At 72.2% G+C, this 17660-nt stretch carries 13 protein-coding genes; 3 read left to right on the top strand and 10 right to left on the bottom strand.

Features of this window, described 5'->3' with window-relative positions; genetic code table 11:
* Positions 1–54: 54 nt before the first annotated feature.
* From ACFXAZ_RS30610 to ACFXAZ_RS30595, 4 genes are all read right to left on the bottom strand, one after another.
* On the bottom strand, positions 55–1635 hold the full coding sequence (locus ACFXAZ_RS30610) for an alpha/beta hydrolase (protein WP_384597783.1): 1581 nt from the start codon (positions 1633–1635) through the stop codon (positions 55–57).
* 156 nt (positions 1636–1791) lie between these two features.
* Entirely contained in the window at positions 1792–4116 is a 2325-nt protein-coding gene (locus ACFXAZ_RS30605; RefSeq protein ID WP_384597781.1) for a bifunctional serine/threonine-protein kinase/ABC transporter substrate-binding protein, read from the bottom strand.
* A gap of 142 nt (positions 4117–4258) precedes the next feature.
* Positions 4259–6394, bottom strand: a complete 2136-nt coding sequence (locus tag ACFXAZ_RS30600) for a bifunctional serine/threonine-protein kinase/ABC transporter substrate-binding protein (RefSeq protein WP_384597779.1) — start codon at positions 6392–6394, stop codon at positions 4259–4261.
* Positions 6394–7449 carry a hypothetical protein gene (locus ACFXAZ_RS30595; protein WP_384597777.1) on the bottom strand — a complete coding sequence of 352 codons (1056 nt, stop codon included), beginning with the start codon at positions 7447–7449 and terminating at the stop codon, positions 6394–6396. The genes ACFXAZ_RS30600 and ACFXAZ_RS30595 overlap by 1 nt, the downstream gene beginning before the upstream one ends.
* Before the next feature lie 423 nt (positions 7450–7872).
* Between ACFXAZ_RS30595 and ACFXAZ_RS30590 the strand changes: the two genes are divergently transcribed.
* Positions 7873–10866 (top strand): family 16 glycoside hydrolase, encoded by a 2994-nt coding sequence (locus ACFXAZ_RS30590; protein WP_384597775.1) that lies wholly within the window; start codon positions 7873–7875, stop codon positions 10864–10866.
* 114 nt (positions 10867–10980) lie between these two features.
* On the opposite strand, the gene ACFXAZ_RS30585 is transcribed toward ACFXAZ_RS30590, so the two are convergent.
* Positions 10981–11625, bottom strand: a complete 645-nt coding sequence (locus ACFXAZ_RS30585; RefSeq protein WP_384597773.1) for a flavin reductase family protein — start codon at positions 11623–11625, stop codon at positions 10981–10983.
* A gap of 235 nt (positions 11626–11860) precedes the next feature.
* On the opposite strand from ACFXAZ_RS30585, the gene ACFXAZ_RS30580 reads away from it, so the two are divergent.
* Positions 11861–12556, top strand: coding sequence for an alpha/beta fold hydrolase (locus ACFXAZ_RS30580; protein WP_384597771.1), 696 nt, complete (start codon positions 11861–11863; stop codon positions 12554–12556).
* Between the two features lie 15 nt (positions 12557–12571).
* Here the strand turns inward: ACFXAZ_RS30580 and ACFXAZ_RS30575 are convergent, their stop codons facing one another.
* The 5 genes from ACFXAZ_RS30575 to ACFXAZ_RS30555 form a co-directional block, all read right to left on the bottom strand.
* On the bottom strand, positions 12572–13162 hold the full coding sequence (locus ACFXAZ_RS30575) for a cupin domain-containing protein (RefSeq protein WP_384597769.1): 591 nt from the start codon (positions 13160–13162) through the stop codon (positions 12572–12574).
* A gap of 52 nt (positions 13163–13214) precedes the next feature.
* Complete coding sequence (locus ACFXAZ_RS30570; protein ID WP_384597767.1) at positions 13215–14141, bottom strand: alpha/beta hydrolase; 927 nt, start codon at positions 14139–14141, stop codon at positions 13215–13217.
* 152 nt (positions 14142–14293) lie between these two features.
* Positions 14294–14701, bottom strand: a complete 408-nt coding sequence (locus tag ACFXAZ_RS30565) for a RidA family protein (RefSeq protein ID WP_384597765.1) — start codon at positions 14699–14701, stop codon at positions 14294–14296.
* A gap of 39 nt (positions 14702–14740) precedes the next feature.
* Positions 14741–15586 (bottom strand): class II aldolase/adducin family protein, encoded by an 846-nt coding sequence (locus ACFXAZ_RS30560; protein WP_384597763.1) that lies wholly within the window; start codon positions 15584–15586, stop codon positions 14741–14743.
* 158 nt (positions 15587–15744) lie between these two features.
* Positions 15745–16194, bottom strand: coding sequence for an Lrp/AsnC family transcriptional regulator (locus ACFXAZ_RS30555; protein ID WP_384597761.1), 450 nt, complete (start codon positions 16192–16194; stop codon positions 15745–15747).
* A 660-nt stretch (positions 16195–16854) separates the two neighbouring features.
* On the opposite strand from ACFXAZ_RS30555, the gene ACFXAZ_RS30550 reads away from it, so the two are divergent.
* The coding region (locus ACFXAZ_RS30550) for a thiamine pyrophosphate-dependent enzyme (RefSeq protein WP_384597759.1) at positions 16855–17660 on the top strand (806 nt) is incomplete at its 3' end.

Below are 17660 nucleotides of genomic sequence, written 5' to 3'. Positions count from 1 at the left end.
AAGAGGAAGGGGGCGGACCGACTCGGGTCCGCCCCTTTTCTCTTCCTCGCCCGGCTACTTCCAGCAGGTCACATCCCGCGCGGGCAGCCGCCCCGTGTCCAGATAGGCGTTGACCTGCCGGTCGGCGCAGGTGTTGCCGTACTCGCCGAAGATCCCGTGCTGGCGGGCACCGGCCACGGTGACCAGCCGGGAGGCGGGCCACCGGGTGCGCACCTCCTGCGCGCCGGTGTAGCGGGTCCGGGTGTCCCCGGTGGCGTTCACCAGCAGCGCCGGGACATTGTTGTCGATCACCGTCGGTGGTTCCACCGGGGTGTCCCAGAACTCGCACGGGGAGATGTTGTTGGCCAGCGGACCGGCGAACGGGGCGGTCGCGCGGGCCGACTGGACGGCCTTCCAGTAGCTGCCGACCCCGCGCCGCTCGGCGACATCCCCGCAGATGATCGCCAGCTGCGCGCTCGCCGCCTGTGCGTTCTGCCCGGTGGTCAGGAAGGTGAGGACCTCGGTCAGCAGTGCGTCCGGGCGGACATCGGGCTCGCGGTCGGCCGCCCGGGCCAGGGTCTTCGCCATCGTGGCCAGCGCGTCCCGGTTCTCGTCCAGATCACTGCCCAGCCCGACGAAGAACACGACGGGCGCGAAATGCTGATCGAGAGTGAAGTCCCCGATCCGCAACGGCTCCTCGGCCGCCGCCCGCAGAATCCGGTCCACCGTCGCCAGCACCCGCGCCCGGGTGGCACCCAGACCATAGGTCGCGTTCCGGTCGGCCGCCCAGCCGGCCCAGGCGCGCAACGCCTGCTCGTTGAGCGACTCGTTGCCCGCCAGCAGGGTCTGCGTGTACTGGCTGGTGGACAACACCCCGTCGAGCACCATCCGGTCGGTACGGCCGGGGAACAGCTGCGCATAGACCTGGCCGAGGTAACTGCCGTACGAATAGCCGAGGTAGGAGATCCGAGGCGCCCCCAGCGCGGCCCGCACCACATCCATGTCCCGGGCGGTGTTGCGGGTGGTGATGTACGGCAGCACCTCCCCGTTGGTGCGCTCGCATCGCTCGGCAAGGTCGCGCTGGAAAGAGACCGACTCCTGGAACGCGGCCCGGTCCGAGCCCGCCGAGAAGACGGCCGAACCGACGTCCCAGCCGCAGTCCAGCGGCGTCGAACGGCCCACGAACCGGGGGTCGACGCCGATCAGGTCGTACTTGTCCGCCACCTCGCCCATCGCCTGTCCGACGGTCAGCGGCATCTCCAGACCGGCCCCGCCGGGACCGCCGTTGTTCAGCAGCAGCGGGCCCACCCGCTCCCCGGGGTGGGAGGCGGCCAGCCGGGAGACGGCGAGGGTGAGGGTCCGCCCGCCTGGGTCCGTGTAGTCGAGCGGCACGGTGAGGTCGGCGCACCGGGCGCCCGCCGCGTCGAGCTGCTGCCCGGTGTCATCGTCGGGGCCCAGGGAGCAGGTGTGCCAGTCGATGGGCTGGGAGTAGTACCGGGTCAAGCCCGCCGGTTCGGCCCGCTCCGCCTGTTCTGCCCGTTCTGCCGGTTCGGCCCGCTCCGCCGGTTCGGTCGCTGCGGCGGGCAGGGCTGCCGCGCCGCAGACCAGAGTGACCGCCCCGGCGATGGCCAGGTGCATACGCGTTGTCGTCCGCATGTGCGAACGCTAGGCCGCCAGTGCATTTTCCCGCTGTGCGGGCATCCCCCGGCTTTCCCCGGGGGCTGGCCCCACCCCCGGTGGAACGCGCAATGACATCAAAAGGTTGCCCGCACCGGCCAGTCGGTCCGAGGCATCACCTGAGCGGACCGCCCGCTACTCGCTGTCCGCCGTCACCTGGTCGAACCGCCCCAGGAAGCGGAATTGTCCGCCCTCGGCCCGGTAGAGAAACGACGACCGCTCCAACTGGAGCAGATGCCCCCCGTCCCGCGTGAAACCGAGCGGCTTGGCGACCCCTTCGTACGACGTCACGAACACCCGCTCGGCCACCTCGCCCGGCTCGACCGAGGCGCGGGAGCCGAACGCGTCGAGCGCGCGGCCGAGCAGCCCCACCGCGTCGTACGCCTCCACCGCCCAGCGGCCCGGCGGCGCCCCGTACCGTTCGCGATACGCGGCCGTGAACGCCCGGGCCGCCTCGGTGTCCACCGACCGCACCTCGGTGAAGGACGCCCCGAACACCCAGCCGTCGGCCGCGTCGCCCGCCGCGTCCAGGAACTCCTGCCGCATCGCGGGTTCGAAGCCCACACGGGCGCCCGTGAACCCGGCCTCGGTGAGCGCCCGCGCACAGGACGCCGCGCGGGCCGCCGAGGTCCCGGCGTAGACCACCGCCTGCGCGTCGGCCGCCAGCGCCTCCCGCACGGCGGGTCCGAAGTCGTCCGCACCGGCGGCCACCTGATGCACGGAGACCGTCCCGCCATCGTCCCCGTTGGGCGCCGTGTCCCGGAAGTTCTGGCTCACGTCCCGTGCCATCGCGCCCGCGTCCCCGTCCTCGACGACAGCCGTACGGTGGCTGTCGCGCACCTTGGTCAGATAGCTGACCAGCGGGAGCGTGCGGTACGACCCCGGGGCCCTGGTCACCACCAGGTTGCGGGTCGTCGTGGGGGACAGGCCCGCCTCGTCGGGGTCCGCCGACACCAGCACCAGCGGCATCGACGCCGCCTGGTACAGCGGCGCGGCGGCCTTGGTGGTGCCGGGACCGGTCGGCCCGATCACCGCGCACACATCGGGGTCGTCCGCCAGGGTCCGGGCGAGGGTCGCCGCCCGCCCGGTCTCGCCCCCGTCGTCGTGCACCGACAGCGCGAGGCGGAAGGCGATGCCCTCACGGGCGTTGTGGTCGGCGACCGCGAGCCGCGCCGCACGCTCCTGGGCCGTGCCGATGTCCTGCTGCGCGCCCGAGAGATCCCCCTGGAAGGCCAGCGTGCGGGTCGGCACCTGCGGCGGCGCGCCCTGCGTCGACGGGTCGCGCCGGACCAGCAGCACGGCCGCGGCGGCACCGGACGCGGCGACCACCGCCAGCGCCGAGCCGCCGATCAGCAGGGCCCGGCGCCGGGTCGGGGGCCGGTCCCGGGTGTCCTCGGGGAGCACCTCGGGCATGGCGGCCACCGGCCGCGGCGGCGGGTCCAGCGCCCGCGCGGAACGGTCGGCGACCAGCCGGACGACCTCCGGCGGCAGCCAGGCGGGGGAGCCGGGCCCGGCCCCGTCTCCGTCCTCCGGCGGGCCGTACGATCCGTCGGCCGGGCCGTACGACCCCTCGACCGGACCATATGAACCGCCGCCCGCCCCCCAATCGGCCGCCGGTCGGCCTCCCGCCGCCCCTTCGCCCGCCGCCCGTTCGCACACCTCCCCGAGCTGGGCCGCTGTGGGCCGCTCCCAGGGCGCCTTGCGCAGACACGCGGTGACGACGGCCGCCAGGTCCGGCGTCAGTACCGCGTCGAGCCCGACGAGATCCGGCTCCTCGTGGACCGTGCGGTACAGCACCGCGCTCGGATCGCCGGTGCCGAACGGCCGCCGCCCGGTCGCCGCGTACGCCAGCACGCAGCCGAGCGCGAAGACATCGCTGGGCGCCGCCACCTCGCCCGCCGAGGCGCGCGCCTGCTCCGGGGCGAGATAGCCGGGGGTGCCGATCACCGCGTCCGGGGCGGTGAGCGCGGTCACGCCCGCGCCCTGCGCGATCCCGAAGTCGATCAGCCGGGGGCCGTCCAGGGCGAGCAGGATGTTGCCCGGCTTGACGTCCCGGTGCACCAGGCCCGCCGCGTGCACCTCGGCCAGCGCCCGCGCCAGCCGCGCCCCGAGGACGGCGACCGTACGGCCGGGCAGCGCGCCGGTCCCCGACACCGCCTCGGCCAGCGACGGGCCCGCCACGAACGCGGTCGCGAGCCAGGGCGCGGCGGCCTCGGTGTCGGCCGCCGTCACCGGCACCACCCAGCGCCCGGACAGCCCGCCCGCGAGGCGCACCTCACGGCGGAACCGGGCCCGGAACGCCGGATCGGCGGCGTACTCGGCCCGGATCACCTTCAGGGCGACGGGCGCCCCGTCGGCGGCGCGGGCCAGATAGACCGTGCCCATGCCGCCCGTGCCGAGCCGGGCGAGCAGCCGGTGCCCGCCCAGGGTCTCCGGGTCCTCGGGCCGTAGTGCGCGCATTCGTCGTTCCTCGCGGTGCGTTCGGGAAGCGGTCGTACGGTGCCGGGTCCGGCGGGGGTGCTCCGGGCCCGGCGCGGGCGGGGCGCGGGTCAGGTCGGCGGGTCGATCACGGAGGCAGCGCGCGGTCACGTCGGCAATGCGGTCACGTCGGCAGTTCGATCACGTCGACGTAGCCGAATCCGCCGTCGTTCACCACGCGGAGATGGACCTGTGCGACCTCACGCCGGTGCGCGTCGTCGAACGCGTACAGCCCCGCCAGCCCCTGGTACCGCGATGCCGCGAGCGCGTCCGCCAGCTCCTCCCGGCCACCGCCGCCGTCCAGCGAGGCGATCCGGTTGGCGAGCAGGCGGATGGCGTCGTACGCCTCCGCCGCCGAGGCCGGTGGCGCGGTGCCGTGACGCTCGCGGTAGGCGGCGGCGAAAGGGGCCACCTCGGGAGCCGCCGGATCGATGTGCGGGCTGACCGCCTGCCAGCCCTCGGCGGCCGGACCCGCCGCCTTGGTGAAGGTGTCCGTCGCCGAGCCCGTGTCGACGAACCGGGGCCCGTCGAAGTCCCGTTCGGCCAGGGCGCGGGCCACCGACGCGGCGCGCTCGGGGGTGCCGGTGTAGAACAGCCCGTCGATACCGTTCTCGATCAGGTCGGGCACCACCGACGCCGGGTCCGCGAAGTCCGGCACGACCCGTGTGTACAGGTCCAGCGAGAGACCGCCGGCCGCGCCCTTGGCGAGCGTGGTCAGCTCATAGCCGCTGATCCCGCTCGCGCGGTCGATCAGCAGCCCCGGCTTCTTCGACCCCCGCGCCGCCATGGCCAGCACCGTGCCGTACGCGGTGTACGGCGCCAGCGCCGCCGCCCGGAAGTACCACTTGGGCGAGGCGACCAGCGCGGCCTGCGACGCGGACAGCGACAGCTCGGACACCGTCATCACCGGCAGCCGCGCACTCTCGTACACCGCCATGGAATGCTCCGCCGACGCGTAGCCGGTCGGGCCCAGCACGGCGAGCACCTCCTGCCTGCCCGTCAGCCGCCGGGCCGCCGCCGTGGCCCGCGCCGCCTCGCCCTTGTCGTCCACCACGTCGAGGACCAGCGTGAACGGCTTGTCCCGCTGGGCGTTGAACTCGTCCACGGCCAGCCGCGCGGCCCGCTCCTGCGCGACACCGACCGCCTGCTGCGGGCCGCTGAGGTCCGCGTGCACGCCGATGACCCGCTGCGCCGCGTCGGGCTGCCCGGACGTGCCGTCGCCCTCGTCCCGCAGCGCCGCCCACAGGGCGGTCCCGCCGCCCGCCGCCAGTACGGCCGCGCCGCCCGCGGCCAGTGTCAGGAACCGGCGCCGTCCGGGCCGGGCCCGCTCGGGCGCGAGGGTGTCGGGGACCAGGGTGGCTTCGATGCCGGGCAGCGCCAGCAGCGCGTGCGACCGCTCGGCGATCAGGGTCACCACCGGGTCGGGCAGCCAGTCGACGGCCCCCTCCGGGGCGTCCTCGACCAGCGCCCGGTCCACGTCCGCCGCGGTGGGCCGACCGGCGGGATCCTTGGCCAGACAGTGCCCGAGCAGGTCCCGCAGCCCGTCATCGGTGACGCCGGTGAGGTCGGGCGCGTCATGGACCGTGCGGTACAGCAGCGCGTCCACCGCGCCCGTACCGAACGGCAGGCGGCCGGTGGCGGAGTGGACCAGGACACAGGCCAGCGAGAAGACATCGCTGGGCGCGCCCACGTCCCGCGCCCGCGCCTGCTCGGGGGAGAGGAAGCCGGGCGTGCCCACCATGACCCCGGCCGAGGTGAGTTCGGTCGCCTCGGCGGCCGTGGAACGGGCGATACCGAAGTCGATGAGCCGGGGCCCGTCCAGGGCGAGCAGCACATTGCCGGGCTTGACGTCCCGGTGCACCAGGTGCGCGGTGTGCACCGCGGCCAGCGCCCGCGCCAGCACCTTGCCCAGCACCCGCACCGCCCGCACCGGCAGCGGACCGCACGCCTGCACCGCCTCCGCCAGCGACGGGCCCGGCACGAACCCCGTCGCCAGCCATGGCGACGCGGCCTCCGTGTCCGCGCCCAGCACCGGCACCACCCACGGGCTGCGCACCTGCCACGCCGAGGCGACCTCACGCCGGAAGCGGGCCCGGAACTCGTGCTCCTCGGCGAACTCGGGCTGGATCACCTTCACCGCGGCCAGACCGCCGTTCCCGGCCCGCGCCAGATACACCACACCCATGCCGCCCGCGCCCAGCCGGCCGAGCAGCCGGTAGGTGCCGAGCCGGGACGGATCGGAGGGAAGCAGCCGCTCCATCACGAACCCTCCTTCACACCGGAGTCGGCGCCGGACCCAGCGCCGGAGTCGGCACCGAAGCCGACGCCGACAGCGGAGTCCGTACCGGAACCGGCGGCGGCTGCGGCGTCCGTACCGGATTTCGCACCCGAGTCCGCGCCGGACTCCGCCCCGGAGTCCTCTCCGGTGGCCGCCCCCGAGTCCGCCCCCGACGGCGTGCCACCGGGCGACGCCGATCCCGCCTTGCCCTCCACGGGACGCCCGACCTGCTCCTGCGCCCGCAGCAGCATCCACGGCAGCGCCCTCTCGACGATCGGCTGCAACGACCGGTCGTCGTAGCCGCGTCCGCCGCACACCGATGTCGCCGCCGTCACCGGCCCGAAGGTGGCCTGCGACCACCAGTAGGGGTACGGCCCGCCGTGCGCCTCGCTCACGCACTGCCCGGTCTCGATCAGCGAGTCCTCGCTGAACCGGTTGTTGCCCTCGCCCCACTTGGAGGCGAGCGTGATCAGCCCGGTGAGCCGCTCACCGTCCTGGAGGACCTGCTCGCCGCAGTCCACCGACTCCTCCAGCATCCCCGCCTGCTCCCACCCGGCGTCCTCGGACGTCCGGTGCACGGTCACGGTCGCCGAGATCCGCACCAGACCCTTGCCGTCGTCCGCGGGCACCTCGAAGTGCCGGGTCAGCGTGGCCAGTACGTCGTCCGGCAGCGGCTCGCGCTGCCAGACGCAGTCCCGCCCCAGCACCGCCCAGCGGCTCGGATCGCTCTCGTACGGCGTGGCCTGCCGGGCCTCGGGGGGAAACAGGTCCGGCCCCGCGATCACTTTCCCGATCAGCGCCTTCGCCTCGGCCTCCGTGCCGGGCTGGAGTTCCGGGTCCGTCTCCCTCCGCTGTGGCTCCGCCGACGGCGAGGAAGGGGCCTCCGGCGAGGCGACAGTCACCCCACCGCCCGACGGATTCCCGCCCTTGGTCCCAGTTCCGGCCCCGTCGCCGCCGCCGTCGTCCGTACAACCGGCCAGCAGCATGCCGCACACGGCCAGGGCTCCCCACCCCGGCCGGGCTCTTCCATACGCCACGGTCCCCGCCTTTTGCATCGTGTCCGGTGCACCCCGTGTGCCCCCGTGCGTCCGCGCCGCTGGTGCGCCGGTCCGCGCCTGTACCGATGCTCGCCGGACGCCGTGCGGTTCCCGGATCCCACCCGGGCCCCGCTGCCTACGACGCCGACCAAATCGTATCCCCGTACGACGTAAGGCCAACTGCTGGGGCGGGAGTTGGCGGCCGTGGCCCGGTTGAACCGGAATCCTCGCTTCTTCCGCTTTCTGTGAAAAAACTTTTGACTCTCTGTGGACGAAGTATGGACCGTGCGGTGGAAAGTCCCTAGTGTCTCGGCGAGTTGCCCCCCTTCCGCACCCCGAGCGCCAGGAGGAAATGTGAGACCAGGGCCAGGACCCGGGCCGAGACCCGGGCGGTACCGCCAGTTCTCCAGACGCACCGCGAGCGTGGTGCTCGCCCTGCTCGTCGCGGGCAGCTTTGCGCCCGCCGTCGCCGACACACCCGACCGCGCCGCTGCCGCCGCCGACATCCCGCCCCAGGAACCCGGGGTCACCCTGCGCGTCTTCGACGTACAGGCGCCGCTCAAGAAGCTCTGCGAGCTGAAGGAGGGCCAGACCCCCAACGTCGACAAGCTGATGCCGGTCATCGACTGGTCGTCCGACGCCGACTTCGGCATGGCGAGCAACTTCATGACCCATGTCATCGGCTATCTCGACGTGCCCCGGGACGGCACCTACGACTTCCGGCTGATCAGCGACGACGGCTCCCGGCTGCTCCTGGACGACAAACTGGTCATCGACCACGACGGGCTGCACGGCGCCGACCCCAAGGACGGCAGCGCCCAGCTGACCGCCGGGCTGCACCCCCTGCGCATCGAGCACTTCGAGGCGGGCGGCGGCCAGCAGATAACCCTCCAGTGGAAGCCGCCCGGCGCCACCGACTTCACCGTGGTGCCCGGCACCGCGCTGAGCACCGACGCGGGCGTGGTCCGGGTCACCGCCCCCGGCCGCAAGGAGTGCGTCAGCGGCCAGGACAGCCCCGGCGACGGCCTTCCGCTGGCGGGCGTCCACCCGAACTACACCCTGACCGATCTGCGCCCGGCCGGTTTCGAGCCCAAGGTCTCCGCGATGGACTGGCTGCCCGACGGGCGCCTCGCCGTGGCCACCTGGGGCGAGAGCCAGACCACCAACGGCGAGGTCTACCTCCTCGACAACGTCACCGGCGCCACCGGCCCCGAGAAGGTCACCGCGAAGAAGATCGCCTCCGGGCTGCGTGAGCCCATGGGCATCAAGTACGTCGACGGCAAGCTGTATGTGTCGGAGAAGCACCAGCTCACCGAGTTGAACGACACCGACCGCGACGAGGTGACCGACACCTACCGCAAGATCGCGTCCTGGCCCTACGGCGGCAACTTCCACGAGTTCGCCTTCGGCCTGCTCTACGACAAGGGCAGCTTCTACCTCAACCTCTCCGTGGCCATCAACTACGGCGGCGCCACCACCGACCCGCAGCCCGCGAAGGACCGGGGCACCACCCTCAAGGTCGACAAGCGCACCGGCAAGGTCACCTACCTCGCGGGCGGTCTGCGCACCCCCAACGGCATCGGCTGGGGCCCCGGCAAGGAACTCTTCGTCACCGACAACCAAGGTGGCTGGCTGCCCGCGTCGAAGCTGGTCCATGTGAAGAAGGATCGTTTCTTCAATCACTACACCCGCTTCAAGGACGGCGAGAACACGGTCGACGGCCGCTTCGACGACCGTCCGGCGACCAAGCCGGTGCTGTGGCTGCCGCAGAACGAGATCGCCAACTCGCCCAGCACGCCCCTCACCCTGAAGAAGGGCCCCTTCGCCGGGCAGTTGCTCCTCGGTGATGTCACCTACGGCGGACTCCAGCGCGCCAGTCTGGAGAAGGTCGACGGCGAGTACCAGGGCGCGGTCTTCCGGCACACCCAGGGCCTGGAGGCCGGGGTCAACCGGATCAGCGTCGGCCCCGACGGCGCGCTCTACGCGGGCGGCCTGGGCGCCGAGGGCAACTGGGGCCAGGAGGGCAAGCTCCGCTTCGGCCTCCAGAAGCTCACCCCGAACGGCACCAGCGCCTTCGACATCCACTCCATGCGGGCCACCGACGACGGCTTCGTCCTGAAGTACACCAAGCCGCTGTCCCAGGCCACCATCGACCGGATCGCCCAGAACCTCGCCCAGAGCTACGAGGTCCGGCAGTGGCGCTACTCGCCCACGCCCGAGTACGGCGGCCCCAAGATCGACGAGGAGGCGCTGAGCGTGTCCAGGGCCGTCGTTTCCAGGGACCGCACCCAGGTCACCCTGGACATCCCGGGCCTGACCGCCGACCGCGTGGTCCATGTCCGCTCCCCGCGCCCCTTCGCCGCCGCCAGCGGCGAGGCCCTGTGGAGCACGGAGGCCTGGTACACCCTCAACGCGATCCCCGGCGACCGCTCCACCCCCACCTCCTACGAGGCGGAGGAGGCCAAGCTGTCCGGCGGGGCCGGTGTCACCAAGGAGCACCAGGGTCATTCCGGCGGGGGCTTCGTCGAACGCTTCGGCACCCAGGGCGCCGGTGTCACCTTCCACGTCGACACCCCCAAGAAGGGCACGTACGACGTCGGACTGCGCTACGCCAACGGCCCGCACCCCTTCAACGGCACCAAGAAGATCAGCGTCTACGTCAATGGCGAGAAGGTCCGCCAGACCGCCCTGCCATCGACCGGCGGCTGGACCACCTGGGCCACCAAGACCGAGCGGCTGAGCCTGCGCGGGGGCACGAACACCATCAGCTACCGCTACGACGAGGGTGACGACGGCCATGTCAACCTCGACATGCTCCAGCTCAGCCGGCCCGGCGAGTGGATCGACCTGTTCGACGGCGGCACCCTGTCCCAGTGGCAGCACACCGACGGCCGCGCGGTGGCCTGGCCGCGGGCCGAGCAGGACGCCATCGAGGTCTGCTGCGGCGACATCCGCACCAAGCAGTCCTTCGGCGACTACAAGCTCCACGTCGAGTTCAAGGTCCCCAAGCTCCCGGACCATGTGACTGGCCAGGACCGCGGCAACAGCGGCGTCTACCTCCAGGAGCGCTACGAGATCCAGGTCCTGGACTCCTTCGGTGTACCGAAGCTCGCCGCGAACGACGCCGCCGCCATCTACAACCAGAAGGCGGCCGACCACAACGCCGCGAAGGCCCCGGAGACCTGGCAGTCCTACGACCTCACGTTCCGCGCCGCCCGTTTCGACAGCGCGGGCAACAAGACGGAGGACGCCCGGGTGACCCTGGTCTGGAACGGCGTCAAGGTCCACGACAACGTGGCCATCACCGGCCCGACCGGCGGGAGCATCCCGGAGGGCGCCTCGACCGGCGCGATCCGCCTCCAGGACCACGGCAACAAGGTCCGCTACCGCGACCTGCGGATTCAGCCGCTGAGCTGATGACGGACCGGAGACACCGGTGAGGTGAGGTGAGGTGAGGGCCTTCGGCTGCATGCCGGGGGCCCTTCACCTGTGGGGCGGGGAAGTCGGTCCCGCTGTGGGGTGCGGGTGGCGTCAGCGGGGTGTCCGGGAACGGAAACTGTGGCCCAGTTCGGAGCCGAGGCCGTAGTAGTGGCGGAAGTTGTAGATCAGCGGGCTCCACCGGGCCGGGTCGATGTGCTGGGAGCCGGGGACGACGATGCGCGGGTCGGCGTGGACCCTGAGCACCTGGGCCTCGACGATGAGGAACTCGCCGGAGACATCGGGCTGGACCCGGGCGGCACGGGCCTCCAGTTGCAGGGGGCAGGCGGCGACCCGGGGCGGCCGGACCAGCGCGGAGGGCTCGGGACTCAGGCCCGCAGCCGCGAACTTGTCCCGCTCGAACCGGAAGCCGTCCCGCTTGCGCACGGGCACGGGAGAGCACCCGGTGAGCGGCGCGAGCCGTTCCACCGCGGTCCACTGATCCGGCGCGGGCAGGTTGATCACCAGCTCGGGCCGGCCGCGCAGATTGCGCGCGGTCTGCCCCTCGATCCCCAGGCCCAGGACGACCACCTGGCCCAGGGCCCAGGCCGAGGACATCGGCGCGAGATTGGCGGAGCCGTCCTCGTTCTCCGTGGAGAGCAGCACGACCGGTGTTCCGAAGTACAGGATGCTCGGCGTGATGGTCAGGTGGTCCGTGGAGGTGTCGGCGGGCACGCCGCCCGGCGTCAAGGTGTTCATGGGACCCGACGGTAGGGCGGGAATTCTTCGGCGCGCGCCGAAGGATCCCTGGCCGGACGGGATCGGTTCGAGCAGTCGGCGTATCACCGGTATTTGCCTGTTGGGCAAATGAAATCGCCTCATGGGTTGACCTGATGACGTGCTCCCTTGATGCTGTGTTCATCAGGTCCGCAGGGCTCGTGGTGCTCGGTGCATCCGGTCCGCGGGACCCGCGACCCGCAGGAGGAAGAGCAAGATGGCGACGTTCGTGCTGATTCATGGTTCCTGGGGCGGAGGCTGGGTCTGGGACCGTCTGCGGCCCCTTCTCCAGGAGGCGGGCCACCGTGTGGTGACCCCGACCCTCACCGGCTTCGCCGACAAGCGCGATCCGTCCGGCGCGGAGACCGGGGTCAACGCCAACGCCCGGGAGATCGCCGAGCTGCTGGCCGCCGAGGACCTCACCGGCGTGATCCTGGTGGGCCACAGCTACGGCGGCATGGTGATCACCGGCGTCGCGGCCCTGGCCCCGGAGCGGGTCGGGCAGGTCGTCTACGTCGACGCCTTCGCGCCCACCAGCGGCGAGTCCGCCTTCAGCATGCTGCCCTGGCTCGCGGACGCCTTCGTGCCGCCCGTGGACGGCGCGGACTGGGAGGTCGCCCCGCTCGACCCGCGCGCACTGGGCGCCGACGAGGACGGCGCGACCTGGCTGGAGCGCCATCTGGCCCCCATGCCGCGCCTCACCCACGCCGAACCGCTGCTGTCCGGCAGCGAGGAGGCCCTGGCGGGCAAACCCGTCACCTACATCCACTGTGCGGCGCAGGAGTTCTTCAACGACACCGCCGCCACCGCCGTCGAACGCGGCTTCCGGCTGGTGACCCTGCCCGAGGCCGCCCACGCCGAGGTGCTGGTGCGCCCGCAGTCGCTGGCCCGCGAACTGCTCGCCCTCGGCTGACCGGAACGGCCCCGGTCAGCGCCGGGGCTTCGGTGACGGGACCGGGTGGTGCATCGGCATCGTGGCCGCCGTCGAGGCGACCAGGACCGTCGCGGGCCGCTCGCTCTTGTTGGTCAGCCGGTGCACCTTCGACGAGTCGAAGTGGACGGAGTCCCCGGCACCCAGCACGATGTCCGTGCCGGAGAGCCGGAACACCACCTCGCCCGCCAGCACATGCAGCCACTCCTCGCCCGCGTGCCGGGCGTCCTTGATGGACTTGCCGGGCTCCACCTCGACCCGGATGACCGCGATGGTGGACCCCGGCCCGCTGAGCACCGTGTAGTGCCCGTCCTGCCCGGGGTGCTGCTGCGCGTCGGCGGCGCGGACGAGGTGGTAGTCCTCCAGCTCCTGCTCCTGGATCAGCTCGCTCACCGAGAGCCCGTAGACCCGGGCGATCTGGAGCAGGCTGCCGATCGACGGCTGCCGGTGGCCCTTCTCCAGGCGGGAGAGATGGGTGACGGAGATCCCCGTCTGCTCGGACAGCGTCATCAGCGTGATCCCGCGCTCACTGCGCAGGTCCCTCAGCCGGTGACCGACCCAGGTGTCTACCTCGTTCTCGTGCGCCATGCCCGTAACATACACGCCGCATAGGCAAAACATGTTGCTGAATTGGCAAATCTCACGCGGTGGTGGCGACCAGCGTCCGCCACCGTTCGGCCAGGGCGTCGACGGCCGCGTCCCCCTCCGGGATCAGGTCGCCGAGCACCGGGAAGTCATGGACCTGCCCCTCGACCCGGAACAGCGGGGCGTCGACCCCCGCCGCGCGCAGGGCGCGGGCGTAGTCCTCGCCGGCGTCCCGGAGCGGGTCGAACTCGGCCGTGACCACCAACGCCGGCGGGGTACCCGCCAGTTCGGGGGCGGCGCCGGGCGACAGCCGGGGGTCCGTCAGGTCCAGGCCCGGGGCGTACAGACTGATCCAGTGCTCGAACTCGTCGGTGGAGACGAAGTAGCCCTCCTTGAAGTCGACGTACGAACCCCGGCGGTGGGTGAGATCCACCGCGGCGCACAGCAGCAGTTGGGCGCGGACCGTGAAGGCGTCGGTGGAGCGTGACGCCTGCGCGACGACCGCGGCGAGGTTGCCGCCCGCGCTGTCACCGGCGACCAGGATGCCCGGCCGGCCGGGGTTCAGATCGGTGTCGCCGTCCAGCCAGGCCGCCGCGGCGAGGGCGTCCTCGACGGCGGCGGGGTGGGGGTGTTCGGGCGCCAGCCGGTAGTCCACGTTCACCACGATGCCCCGGGTGCGCGCGGTCAGTTTGCGGCACAGGGCGTCGGCGGTGGCGAGCCCGCCGACCGACCAGCCACCGCCGTGGAAGTACAGCAGGGGCGGCAGTTCCGGGGCGCCGACGGGGCGGTGGACGCGGGCGCCGAGGGGGCCCGACCGGGTCGGGATGCCGATGTCGGCCGTCGAGCCCACGGGGTCGCCCGGACCGAAACCGACCGCGAGGGCGTCCATGCGGGCGCGGGCCTCCTCGACCGGGAGGTCGGCCAGCGAGGGCCCGTCCGAGGCCATGTCGATGAGGCGTTGCACGCCGGGGAGAAGCGGCATCTGGGACTCCTTTGCCGAACTTGTCGAAGACGGTGGGTCTATGCCGGAGACGGTGGAGACGGTGTGGCTTTGCCAAGGGCGGTGGGTCTTTGCCGAGGGCGGTGGGTGTCCGCCGAAGACGGTGGGTCCTGGTCGAGGACGCCGAGCCGGTCTCAGTCCGGCACCACGGCGAAGCCGTCGACCTCGATCAGCCATTCCGGCAGGCCCAGCGTCTGCACCCCGAGGAAGGTGCTCGCCGACACCGGCCAGACGCCGTCGAAGGCCCGCTGTCCGGCCGCGAAGATCGGACCCACCAGCTCCGGCCGGTGGCCGACCACATGGATGGTGTTCTTGATCAGGTCGTCCGGGGTCGCACCGGCCGCCTCCAGCGCGGCCCTGAAATTACGGAACGCCTGCTCGGCCTGTGCCTCGTGGTCACCGGGGCCGACCAGTGTCCCGTCCGCGTCGAGGGCGACCTGCCCGGCGATCGCGACGAACTGGCCCCGCCCCATCGCCACATGGGTGTAGAGGCCCTGGACCGGGGGCGCGATCGACTCGGGGTTCACTTTTCGAATGGACATGGCTTCGGTCTCCATCTGGTGCGGAATCAGGTACGTCGGTCACTTCAGGACGTCGGGCTCGTCCTCCACCACCAGCTCGGCGAGCAGATTGAAGTTGTGCCGGGCCATGTTGGCGTTGCTGAACTGCCGGTGGGCCAGCCGGACTTCCTCGTCGCTCATGATCCGGGGCGTGCCCGCCGCGTCGGCCAGCAACTGCATCTGGCAGGCCCGCTCCATGGTGATGAACCACCAGGCCGCCTCCTCGACCGACCGCCCGACGGTGAGCAGCCCGTGGTGGCGCAGGATCGCCGCCCGCGCGTCGCCGAGGCGCTCGGCGATCCGCTCGCCCTCGGCCTTCTCCAGCACCAGGCCCTTGTACTCGTCGAAGAGCACATGGTCGCCCGCGAAGGCGCACGACTCCTGGACGATCGGGTCGAGCGGCTTGTTCAGCGAGGCGAAGGCCCGGCCGTGGATCGTGTGGGCGTGACAGACGGCCACCACGTCGGGTCGCGCCTGGTGGATCGAGGAGTGGATCCAGAAGGCGGCCTTGTTGGTACGGCGGTCGCCCTCGATCACCCGGCCTTCCTCGTCGATGAGCAGCAGATCGCTCGCCTTGATCCGGGAGAAGTGCACGGCGTACGGATTGACCCAGAACCGGTCGTGGTGCTCGGGATCGCGGGCCGTGATGTGCCCGGCGATGCCTTCGTCGAAGCCATAGCGCGCGAAGATCCGGAAGGCGATCGCGAGCTGCTCCTTGCGGTGCTGCCGCTCGGCCTCCACCGAGTCCAGCGCGTCCGCCAGCTGCGGTATGTCCAGCTCGCCGATGCTGTCCCGGTCCTCGGTGCGCGCGGTGTTCCGGGTGCGGTCGGTGGCGTCGGCGCCGGCGCGGTCAGTCGACACGGACATGAGCGCATGCCTCCCTGTTCGATACGGATGGGGCACTCTCAGCGTGCGCCGGACACCACAGGGAAGTCAACCCAGGAGGCAAGTTGATATGCCTACTGGGCAAATTCTGTACGACGGGGACGCCGGGCCGGGGCTACGGAGGGGCCCCCGGCCGAACCTCACCCGTCCCGGCGCCACATCCCCAGCACCATCAGCGTCTTGGTGCCGATCACCGGCCCCGCGCGGCGTAGCCGGTCGATGACATCGCGCAGGTGCTGGACGCCGGAGACCCGGACCCGGACCAGCGCGTCGGGATCCCCGGCCACCGTGAACACCTCCAGCACCTCCGGGACACTGGTGGCGGCGTTGGTGATCAGCTCGACCTTGACGTCCCCCGCGAACCGGAGTTCCACGAACGCCTCGAAGGTGGAGCCGAGTTTGTTGTGATCGAGGATGACCGTGTAGCCCGCGATGACCCCGACCCGTTCGAGCCGGTCGATACGGCGCTTCACGGCGGAGGGGGACAGACTCACCTGCTCGGCGATCTCCGTGACCGTCCGCCGGCCGTCCTGCACCAGCAGCTCGATGATCATGCTGTCGACACTGTCGACATGCTCGGTACCGGGCATGGACCCACCTCACGGGAGCGTCGGGCGCAGCTTTTTTGCGCGCGACCTGGATCGGACTTCGTGCTTTTTGCGCCTGCGTCAATTTCTGTGCAGGTTAATTGCACGATGCCACAGCTCTGCCGAGTGTTGTCGTCCACAAGGACGAGTGCGCGGGTGGGGTCCGGCCGCGCATCAGGAGAGGGCGCCGCCGTGAAACCAGAACGCGAACTGCCGTCCCGTGAGGCGTACGACCTGCTGGAGCTGGTCTCGGACGACACCGCGATGGCCGCCACCGGGCGTCAGTTCGCCGCGCGGGGCAGCCGGCCTGGTGTGACAGGGCGGGTGCGGGTCAGTGGGGGCTGGTCGCGCAGTTCCCCGCGCCCCTGGGGGCGATGGTGCCGGAGTCGGGTGCCGGGCTTCGACGCGTCTGGGCCGGGCGGCAGGCGGGGCGATCGACCTACCTGACCTGTACCACCCCGGTGTGCCGATCGCCCTGGCCGATCCCGTACTCCCCGGCGCGACCCCCACGCCCCGCGGTCCCCTGATCCGGCGTCGGTCGGTCACCCGCCCCGTCCTGCCCGACGTAGCCGATCGACCGACGCCGCCCCGATCCCCGTACCCGCGCCGCCACGACCCCACATCAGCGCCGCCACGACCCCCGTAGCCGAAACGAGAGCCGCGATGCCACGTAAGTCAGCCAAGCCCGGCGCAGTCGCCGGACAGTCCCAGGGGCCGATCCGGTTCCTGTCGCCCGAGGGGGTGCTCGCGCCCGATGACCGGCTCGCCCTGCCCGGCGGGGCCGATCTGCCCGGCCTCTACCGGGACATGGCCCTCGCCCGCCGTCTGGACGCGGAGGCCATCGCGCTCCAGCGGCAGGGGGAGCTGGCCATGTGGCCGTCCCTGCGCGGTCAGGAGGCCGCCCAGATCGGGGCCGCGTACGCCCTCCGGGAGCACGACATGGTGTTCCCGACCTACCGGGAACACGGCGTGGCCTGGTGCCGGGGCCTGGACCCGGTGTCCCTGCTCGGCCTCTTCCGGGGCTCGACCCTCGGCGGCTGGCACCCCTACGAACGGCGCTTCCACCTCTACACGCTGGTCATCGGCGCCCAGACCCTGCACGCGGTCGGCTACGCCATGGGCCTGGTCCGGGACGACGCGATCGGCACCGGGGACGCCACCCGTGACAGCGCCGTCCTGGTCTTCCTCGGCGACGGGGCGCTCAGCGAGGGCGAGACCAATGAGGCGTTCCTGTGGGCCGCCGCGCAGAACCTGCCCGTGGTGTTCTTCTGCCAGAACAACCAGTGGGCCATCTCCGCCCCCTACAGCGTGCAGAGCCGCGTCCCGGTCGCCCAGCGCGCCTCCGGCTTCGGCTTCCCCGGCGCAGCGGTCGACGGCAACGACGTCCTGGCCTGTCTCGCGGCGTCCACCGACGCCCTCGACCGCGCCCCCTCCGCCGGCCGCCCGACCCTCAACGAGGCCGTCACCTC

This window comes from Streptomyces sp. NPDC059477, assembly GCF_042749375.1.
Taxonomy (GTDB): domain Bacteria; phylum Actinomycetota; class Actinomycetes; order Streptomycetales; family Streptomycetaceae; genus Streptomyces.
Note: the sequence above shows the minus strand (reverse complement) of the source record. Positions and strands in the feature narration are given on the sequence as shown.

What these genes read in the sequence shown, in the direction of transcription:
- ACFXAZ_RS30600 (WP_384597779.1), bottom strand. Translation starts at nt 6,394, where the DNA reads ATGGAGCGGCTGCTTCCCTCCGATCCGTCCCGGCTCGGCACCTACCGG.
- ACFXAZ_RS30570 (WP_384597767.1), bottom strand. Translation starts at nt 14,141, where the DNA reads ATGCCGCTTCTCCCCGGCGTGCAACGCCTCATCGACATGGCCTCGGAC.
- ACFXAZ_RS30555 (WP_384597761.1), bottom strand. Translation starts at nt 16,194, where the DNA reads ATGCCCGGTACCGAGCATGTCGACAGTGTCGACAGCATGATCATCGAG.
- ACFXAZ_RS30565 (WP_384597765.1), bottom strand. Translation starts at nt 14,701, where the DNA reads ATGTCCATTCGAAAAGTGAACCCCGAGTCGATCGCGCCCCCGGTCCAG.
- ACFXAZ_RS30575 (WP_384597769.1), bottom strand. Translation starts at nt 13,162, where the DNA reads ATGGCGCACGAGAACGAGGTAGACACCTGGGTCGGTCACCGGCTGAGG.
- ACFXAZ_RS30560 (WP_384597763.1), bottom strand. Translation starts at nt 15,586, where the DNA reads ATGTCCGTGTCGACTGACCGCGCCGGCGCCGACGCCACCGACCGCACC.
- ACFXAZ_RS30605 (WP_384597781.1), bottom strand. Translation starts at nt 4,116, where the DNA reads ATGCGCGCACTACGGCCCGAGGACCCGGAGACCCTGGGCGGGCACCGG.
- ACFXAZ_RS30610 (WP_384597783.1), bottom strand. Translation starts at nt 1,635, where the DNA reads ATGCGGACGACAACGCGTATGCACCTGGCCATCGCCGGGGCGGTCACT.
- ACFXAZ_RS30580 (WP_384597771.1), top strand. Translation starts at nt 11,861, where the DNA reads ATGGCGACGTTCGTGCTGATTCATGGTTCCTGGGGCGGAGGCTGGGTC.
- ACFXAZ_RS30585 (WP_384597773.1), bottom strand. Translation starts at nt 11,625, where the DNA reads ATGAACACCTTGACGCCGGGCGGCGTGCCCGCCGACACCTCCACGGAC.